Origin of the sequence: Rubidibacter lacunae KORDI 51-2 (assembly GCF_000473895.1) — a bacterium.
Lineage (GTDB): Bacteria > Cyanobacteriota > Cyanobacteriia > Cyanobacteriales > Rubidibacteraceae > Rubidibacter > Rubidibacter lacunae.
The window spans coordinates 1-8,283 of sequence record NZ_ASSJ01000023.1 but is presented as its reverse complement, the minus strand read 5'-3'; the positions used below and the strand labels follow the sequence as shown (position 1 = coordinate 8,283).

5 protein-coding genes and 1 tRNA gene are annotated in these 8,283 nt (G+C 55.5%); 1 reads left to right on the top strand and 5 read right to left on the bottom strand.

What is annotated here, in order from left to right; all coding sequences use genetic code 11:
* Window positions 1-4: 4 nt before the first annotated feature.
* The 3 genes from KR51_RS04315 to KR51_RS04305 all read right to left on the bottom strand — a co-directional run bounded on the left by KR51_RS04315 (window position 5) and on the right by KR51_RS04305 (window position 2,323).
* Complete coding sequence (locus tag KR51_RS04315) at window positions 5-469, bottom strand: type I restriction endonuclease (protein ID WP_022605222.1); 465 nt, start codon at window positions 467-469, stop codon at window positions 5-7.
* A gap of 1,039 nt (window positions 470-1,508) precedes the next feature.
* A tRNA-Val gene (locus tag KR51_RS04310) sits at window positions 1,509-1,580 on the bottom strand.
* A 134-nt stretch (window positions 1,581-1,714) separates the two neighbouring features.
* Window positions 1,715-2,323 (bottom strand): helix-hairpin-helix domain-containing protein, encoded by a 609-nt coding sequence (locus KR51_RS04305; protein ID WP_022605217.1) that lies wholly within the window; start codon window positions 2,321-2,323, stop codon window positions 1,715-1,717.
* A gap of 233 nt (window positions 2,324-2,556) precedes the next feature.
* On the opposite strand from KR51_RS04305, the gene polA reads away from it, so the two are divergent.
* Window positions 2,557-5,496 (top strand): DNA polymerase I, encoded by a 2,940-nt coding sequence (gene polA / locus KR51_RS04300; RefSeq protein WP_022605215.1) that lies wholly within the window; start codon window positions 2,557-2,559, stop codon window positions 5,494-5,496.
* 485 nt (window positions 5,497-5,981) lie between these two features.
* On the opposite strand, the gene KR51_RS04295 is transcribed toward polA, so the two are convergent.
* Together KR51_RS04295 and KR51_RS04290 are read right to left on the bottom strand one after the other, a co-directional pair.
* Window positions 5,982-6,806, bottom strand: coding sequence for an alpha/beta fold hydrolase (locus tag KR51_RS04295; RefSeq protein ID WP_198016688.1), 825 nt, complete (start codon window positions 6,804-6,806; stop codon window positions 5,982-5,984).
* Between the two features lie 223 nt (window positions 6,807-7,029).
* Window positions 7,030-7,407, bottom strand: coding sequence for a hypothetical protein (locus KR51_RS04290; protein ID WP_022605208.1), 378 nt, complete (start codon window positions 7,405-7,407; stop codon window positions 7,030-7,032).
* Between the last annotated feature and the right edge of the window lie 876 nt (window positions 7,408-8,283).

Here is an 8,283-nt window from a genome sequence, read left to right as displayed (position 1 = left end):
AGCATCAGCGTCGGGAGGATGTCACTTCTTTTACTTGATGATCTTGGAAAGCAAGTACATTGAAGGTGAAAAATGGCCTTGCGTCCATCTTGTTAGTCTCGTCAATATCAGAATAAAATTCATATTCGATACCATTTGTGAGGATTGCAAATCGCGCCTCGGTAGCAGAAAAATATCGATACAATTGTGACGCATGCTCCTGGCGAAGATTTGAACCTGACCACTTACACTCAATCAGAACAATAATATTGTCATCTTTCTTAATCGCATAGTCTACTTTCTCACCCTTCTTGGTCCCTATATCTGAAGTGAACTCAGGGATTACCTCTGTCGGGTCGAAAACATCATACCCAAGTGCGCTAATAAAGGGCATGACGAGTGCATTTTTTGTCGCCTCTTCCGTTCGGATGTGCTCGAGTTGCTTTACGTTTCTTGAGCGGAGATCCTTGATTCGGTCGATAAGATCCATTTTTACCCCGGTAATATTTTCTACGATTTGGTCGTGGCTTGAAGCAATTTAGTATAGCAGTTGAGGAGCTGGTTCGAACAATTCAAGCCTTAAATGACCTAGCATCATTACTTCAAAAACTGGAAGTTGTCCAGACTCTCCCTTCCTTTGCTTTGGGTTCGAGTTCGACGGCAAAACTATTTTTCGCGATTTGTATTCCAGGGTCAAGACGGATTCGAACCACTGAAAGGTGCTGCCTATGGCGAGCCATATCGAGCGATTAGCCCACAGTAATCGCCTCAGTGCTTACACTGTTTCCCCAACGAGAAAAACAGAACCCTTTGTTGAATCACCGATTTTTTCGCAAAAAAGCAACCCCCCCCTTATCGGGGCGTATACAAGTATGGTAGAGGCTTGAGTGAGGTTCAGTGAGTCAACCTGAGCCTAGACCAATACCTTGCAAATAACGACTGAGATTCGCGCTGGAATCCTAGCCTAGACCGAGCAATCATAAGCCTGTTTGTAGTTCCGGTGCTAGTCCGGCGTAAAGGGATTGCGCTGCTAAAAGCTGCGCCTGTGAGCCGCCACCCAGTCGGCGATGGTGATGCCTAACTGGGTGGGCCTGCGCTTGAGCAGCTGGTCCACCTCCTCCCAGGGAAACACAATTTCAGGTGAGACACACAGCACTTGTAGAGAGTATCGAGCTGCCGCGCATGCGCCGATGCCGCTTTGTGGTCTGCTGCTGCTAACCCCGCCGCGAATTCGTTCTGCTTGCTCTTGGTGGGATCGTCGTGCCATGGTGTGGTTGCCCTAAGCATCAGTCGCCTGCTCCCTCTGGTTGCACCTCAGCGAATTTTGAAATAGCTCCTACTTGCTTGTGCTTGGCGATCGCCCGTGCGATCTTGTTTGTCCCTAACCAAGTCATTGCCCCTAATATGCCCCTTAGTTCGACTCAGAGCAAGGGGACCGAAGACGCTCAATATATGTTCTATGTCTTGTGAGTTTACACAAGCCGAAACTGCACCTGGATTGTTGCCAAATGCTGCTTGGAAATATTGAGTGGGCGATACTGGATTTGAACCAGTGACCCCTTCCGTGTGAAGGAAGTGCGCTACCACTGTGCTAATCGCCCGGATTTCCCAGAGTAGCAGAAGCAGGTTGCAATTGCCGACTCCGATCGATCCCGTGCTGCTCAAGCGTGAAGGCTATCCAGCCAGAGCGATCGCCGCGCTACCAACAAGTTCGCCGCCTTCAAGGCGATCCACCCTAAAACTTCAGATAATGTAGCAGTTGAGCGGTTAGCTGGCCGTTCAGATCCAAACGCTGGTGTAAATCCGCGAGCGAGCGGTAAGGTCCGCGCCGATCGCGTTCGCCGACCAGTCGAGCTGCCAGTTCTGCATCCAGTAAAGGTATACGGGCAAGCTGCTCGACCGTAGCAAGGTTGGGATCGAGCTGGCGTTCGGTTTCTTCGGGATCGAAGTAGCTGAAGCGCAACACCGGACGCAGCGGTTGCAAGCGATCGCTCGGCACATTGAGGGCAGCTGCGATATCCTCCAGGCACAGGAAGTGTACGCCCGCCCGAGTCAGATCGGCGATCGCGCGTGCTTGGTGGATGGAAATTCCCGGCAGGCGCAGCCAATCATCGACGCTGGCACGGTTGACCTCGATCGCGATGCCGAGTTCGGCCGCGACGGCCACTTCTTCGGCAGAGTCGAGACGGCTTAGCGGGTCCCGCTGTAGGCGATCGCGTAGAGCAGACTGACGGGTGCGTCGGGAAAGCCAATCGAACACGAGTAGGAAGCGCGAGGGAGAGCAGAAACGGTTGCGAAGGAACCAGCTGATGGTGAAACGCGATCCGCCACGAGGTCCCGTCACAAGCGAACAGTTGCAATTGGAGACCCTAGCAGGAATGGGTAACTGCAACGTCAGTCTCCCCTAGATTAGCCCGCCAGAGCAATGCCGTACTCCCGGATAAATGCAGTGCCTGCGAATGGGTCGAAGAATGTGCCTGCGCCTACTCGGGAGACGCCCTAGAATCGTCCTACACGGCCGACCTCGTCGGTGAGGTCTTGCCATTTAGAGAGAAACCTGTATAATACTTTTGTACTATGATACAGTCTACATTTCCATCAACTTCCTCAGCGCGCGGTAGTTCCAACCCTGGTGCTTCGCCGCTTTTCTTGTTGATCGACGGGCACTCGCTCGCCTTCCGCTCTTACTTCGCTCATTCTCGCGGTGGCGAAGGGGGTCTGCGCACGTCCACGGGCATTCCGACTAGTATTTGCTATGGATTCGTGCGCGCGCTGCTGCACGTGATGGAAGAACAGCAGCCCGACTCGCTAGCCATTGCCTTTGACCTTGATGTGCCCACCTTTCGCCACGAAGCTGACGTCGCCTATAAAGCCGATCGCCCGGAGACGCCGGAAGACTTTATTCCCGACATCCTGAACCTACAGGAGTTGCTGTCCGCGTTGAATTTGCCGATCGTGACCTCGCCCGGCTACGAAGCGGATGATGTTCTGGCAACAATTGCCAAACAAGGCAGTGCCTCAGGCCAGCGCGTGAAGATCGTGAGCGGCGATCGCGACCTGTTCCAGCTCGCGCATCCCGAGGCCGGCATCAGCGTTCTGTATTTCGACCGCAGCGCGAGTACGGCATCCGGCACGACAGAATTCGGTCCGAACGAAGTTAAGGCAAAGCTCGGTATTACGCCGGAGCAAGTGGTCGATTACAAGGCTCTCTGCGGCGATAAGTCGGATAATATCCCCGGCGTCAAAGGCATCGGCGAAAAGACTGCTGTCAAACTGCTGATTGAATACGGAACGCTGGACGCAATTTACGATCGCCTCGATGAAATCAAAGGTGCGACGGGGAAAAAACTCGCAGCCGGACGCGAGGAAGCTCAACATTCGCGTTATCTTGCTCAGCTTAAATTCGATGCGCCGTTCGAACTGGACCTCGAGGATTGCAAACTACAGGGCTTCGACACTGAGGCGATCGTGCCGCTGCTCGAAAAGTTAGAGATGCGGCAGTTCTTGCGGCAGATCGATCGCCTACAACAACGCTTCAGCGGTCAATACCAACCCCTAGAGCGATCGCGCTCCGATCCGGAAGACAATTTCAGTGACGCGGCAATGGAGTTTTTCACGCCCGATGAAACCGATGAGTTTCAGGCACAGGAAATCTTTCAGGTCATTCCGCAGATCGTCGATACAGACGCAAAACTGGACGCACTCATCGCGCGATTGCAGCAGTTTACCGACCCGACTCAGCCCGTTGCCTGGGATACGGAAACCGACGACCTCAAACCGCGACACGCCAACCTCGTCGGCGTCGGCTGTTGCTGGGGCGAGAATCCCGATGAGGTTGCTTACATTCCGATCGCCCACGACATCGGGCAGAACTTGAATCGCGATCGCGCGCTTGAAGGATTGCGATCGATTCTCGAAGATCCCAAATATCCGAAGGTTTTGCAAAACGCAAAGTTCGATCGCCTCGTGTTTTGGCACCAGGGCGTGAAATTGCGCGGCGTTGTTTTCGATCCCATGCTGGCTAGCTACGTTCTCAACGCCAGTACGAGTAATAACCTGACCGACCTCGGCGCGCGTTACTGTCCGGAGGTCGAGACACAGTCGTTCAAAGATCTGGGCATCCCGCGCGGCAAGTCGATCGCCTGTCTTGACATCCCTAAGGTTGCCGTCTATTGCGGCACTGATGCCTACACGACCTTCCGCGTAGTCGCCCCACTGCGAGCGGAACTCGCTGCGGCTCCCCAACTCAAAACGCTGTTCGAAACCGTCGAATTGCCTCTCGAACCCGTACTGTCGGATATGGAGTCTTCGGGCGTTTGCATCGATACGGCTTACCTGGGCGAGTTGTCTCAAGACCTGGAAGGGAAACTACAGGCGATCGAACAGAAAACCTATGCAGCTGCCGGCACGGAATTCAACCTCAACTCGCCCAAGCAACTCAGCGAAGTGCTCTTCGAGCGCCTTAACCTCGATCGCCGCAAGTCGCGCAAAACCAAAACAGGTTATTCCACCGATCACGCCACCCTCGAAAAGCTGCGGGGCGACCACCCCGCGATCGACGCGATGTTGGAGTACCGTACGCTCTCGAAGTTAAAGTCGACCTACGTTGACGCGCTTCCCGAACTGGCCGACCCTGAAACCCAGCGCATTTACACGGACTTCAACCAAGCCGTTACCAGCACGGGCCGGCTATCTTCATCAAATCCCAACTTACAGAACATACCGATTCGCACGAGCTTTTCACGTCAGATTCGCAAAGCGTTCGTCCCCGAACCGGGTTGGTTGCTCGTCGCTGCCGACTACTCTCAAATCGAGTTGCGCATCCTGGCGCATCTCAGCCAGGAACCCGTACTCCTTGAGGCCTACCGCGATCGGCGCGACGTCCACGCTGTCACCGCCCAGTTGATTTTCGAGAAAGAGGAGGTTACGCCGGACGAACGCCGCCTGGGGAAAACGATTAACTTCGGGATCATCTACGGCATGGGCGCGCAGCGTTTTGCCCGCGAGGCTGGAGTCAGCAACGCGCAAGGGAAAGAATTCATCGATCGCTACCGCAGCCGCTATCCGCGCGTGTTCCAGTACCTAGACGACCAGAAACGGGCGGCGATTGCACGCGGCTACGTAGAAACGATCTTGCATCGCCGGCGCTACTTCACCTTCGAAAGTTCGCGGCTGCAGAATCTCCGGGGCACCGATCCGAGCGAGATCGACTTGGCTTCGCTGCGCCTCGGACGGAATGATGCAGAATCTCTCCGTGCCGCTGCCAATGCACCGATACAAGGCTCGAGTGCGGACATCATCAAAGTGGCGATGGTGAACCTGCACGAGCAGTTGCGAGCCTATCAAGCACGGTTGCTACTGCAAGTCCACGACGAACTTGTCTTAGAGGTGCCGGAGTTGGAATGGGGCGAACTGCAAGGGGAAATCGCCCGGACGATGGAAGAGGCGATCGCCCTCGATGTGCCGCTAGTCGTCGAGGCTCACGCCGGACCGAACTGGATGGAAACGAAAGACTAGCGAACTGACTGCAGCAAACACTAAAGTCAGCAGTCGATGGAGTACCGACAAATAATGGTCATTATTGGCGTCCACTATCTGGGGGGAGCCTGAAGTGTGATGCTCGCGCTGAGTTGGGAGCAAGGCAAAGTGTGGTTCCGCCCCTGCGCCACTCTTACTGGGCAGGACTGCCCCAAGTTGCAACCGGATATGAGTCTTGAAGACAGAAATAGAGCACGACACGCTAATCGAGCACGACTCACTAACCTCGATAGTTGTAGAGGAAAAATCCGCCATCTCCAGAATCATTCTGCAGCGAGAATCAGGAGGGGGTGCGTTCGCGAGGGCTACAGGCCGCCCAGAGCCATTGCCGGTGCGGCAACTCTCGCGATCGTCGTAGGTTGCCCGATCGCTCCAAACAACGTGTGATGAAATATCATCGGTCGCTTCTAATCTCGGTTGCCGGGGTCGATCTGGGGGCTTGCGTCTCGACCAATGGACCTGGCTCAGCCACCCGCCGTCAATTGGCGAGCGAATTCGGCAGTGACCCGAACGAACTCCGCCGTACTTTCGTACGGCAAAACGTTACGACCGGGAATGACAACGCCGCGCCCGTTCGGCAGGCACTTGCAGTAAGCCTGAAGCCGCTGCTCGGGCGTTTCTGTCACATTCGTCCGGGAGATGCTGGAGGCGCGATCGCCCATGACCACAAGCGTTGGCTGCTGAATGGCGGCGATCGTTGTACCGTAATCCCGGCGCCAGAAGCCGGCTAAAAAGGCGAACACGGCGTGACGGGTTGCCGGGTCATCTGCGCCGCGTTGTAATTCGTCCAGCCACTCGGCATCAACGGCCTCTGACTGCCCAAACAATTGCCGTTGGGAAAACGAGCGCAAAAACTCGCGGCGGCGGGCCCAGCGATAGAACCCGTTCCCAAGTGGCGATGCCAGCACGTTCCACACCAGACGCTGTTGCCACTCGGCGGCCGATTGAGTGGTTAGCGACCACGCCGGCGGACCGCCCAAAACAAGACCGCAAAGGCGCTCGGGATAGCGAGCCACCAACTCGAGGGCGATCGCCAGGGATGCCCCTTGCACGACTGCGACGGCGGGGCGCTCCACCACTTGCTCGAGAAACGACGCCAGCTGCTCGGCCCAGTCCTCCGGGTAGTAGGCAACTTGAGGCAGGTCGCTTTCCCCGCACCCCAGGAGGTCGGGTGCGTACAGGGGGGGATGTCTCGGCAGATTGCCCCCACGCCATGCAGAAGCGCTGCCAAAATTGCCGGGACAGCCCGACGCCGATTGGGTGAACGAGCACGACCGGCGGTGCAGCAATGTCCTGGGGAGACTCAGAATGCACCGAGTAGGCGCAACCGTACTCTTGCCAGCGGTAGTACTGAGTTGGGGCCATGTGCTCGCGATCGCGCTCTTGCACCACAATTAAATTCCTCGTTCTACTGTCGACAGAATAGCCCGGCCGGCGGGCTTGCCGGCCGTTCAAACATAGCGACTGGCAGTCTACGAGGCGGCCCCTGCAAAGATGGCAAGGAGTGACCGGCTACTTCTTAATATCTCGTGCCATATTGCGGAAAATGTCCATCCCCGTATCCGAGCTGCGGCGGCGCGGTGCGGGTTGCGAAATCGGGCGGGAATCCAGCTTGGACTCGGGCTTCGCTGCAGCTTGCGACCCGCCGGACAAGTTGCGCTTGACCATCTTGTCACTCGAAACCTCAACCACTGTCTCGAGTGCCTCACGCGACTTGGTTTTTGGGAAAGTGTGACGAATGGCAAAGGACTTTTTCATGTATTCGTAATTGCCATAGGTTTTAGCCTCGTTAGGGTCGAGGAAATATTCGCCTCGCTGGACGAACTGTTGAGGCGGTTGCGCGTTGTCTTTGGGTTTGGAGCCAAACAGGCGGCGGATGAATCCGGTCATTGGAACTTCCTCAAGATTACAGAGTGTTAAGTTATCTTAACTCCGAGAGCGATCGCCTGTCTATGTCCGTGATGAGCAAGTAACGTGTCGGATTTAACAGAAGGTACGCACGGGTGAGTTGCCCCTGGGGGCGTAGGATTAAGCTTGGTCGAGCAATACATCGGACCGCTTATACTGTTTTGCATGGGTTCCCTGAGTTTTGGTATTCTTGGCGACAATATATTCCGGTGTTTGCCTCCACTTCCGCAGAGTGGTTCCTATATAAATTCACCGACCCAGTAGGTTTGCCGCCGAACTACGATCGCTGTCGCAGCTTTTGAGTAGCTGGTAAATCTTCCCGTTTCAGTTACTGTGGCTGCCGGAATGGTTGCTGCATTAGTTAGAACGACTGCGATGCGATCGGGCAGGCTTCGTCGGCACGACGGCCGTGCCGACGACCTAAACACCTATAAAGCAGGGAAACCTAGAGTACTGAGGGGGATGCTGAACTACTATAGTTGCTCGCTAAAAGGCAGTTGTGGCAGAGGGCGGGCCAATAGGACTGGAGTCAGTTGGACGAACGGTTTTTATTGGTAAGGGGTAGGGACGATTCCGCACTCAAGAAAGAACTGACGGAAGGTTTAGATGTCTGCGTCCGCAATTAGGCAATCCGCCACATGCCTCATTGCGACGATCGGATCCAGTACGAACGACCGCGCCGTGCTAATGAATCCGTCCGAGAATTCTTGGCGCGAACCCGCAGCGAACATTTTCCCAATTGAGCAATCGGAATGTTTCGGTAACAGACGCGCCTGCAGTTACGTGCGCGGGTTAAGAAGCGATCGCCGGCAGTCTTGCGGTGGCTGTCGCTTTAGCTTTTAGACAGGAAGCCCCGCG

Excerpts from the sequence above, each read along its gene's own strand:
- KR51_RS04315 (WP_022605222.1), bottom strand. The coding sequence starts at position 469 with ATGGATCTTATCGACCGAATCAAGGATCTCCGCTCAAGAAACGTAAAG.
- polA (WP_022605215.1), top strand. The coding sequence starts at position 2,557 with ATGATACAGTCTACATTTCCATCAACTTCCTCAGCGCGCGGTAGTTCC.
- KR51_RS04290 (WP_022605208.1), bottom strand. The coding sequence starts at position 7,407 with ATGACCGGATTCATCCGCCGCCTGTTTGGCTCCAAACCCAAAGACAAC.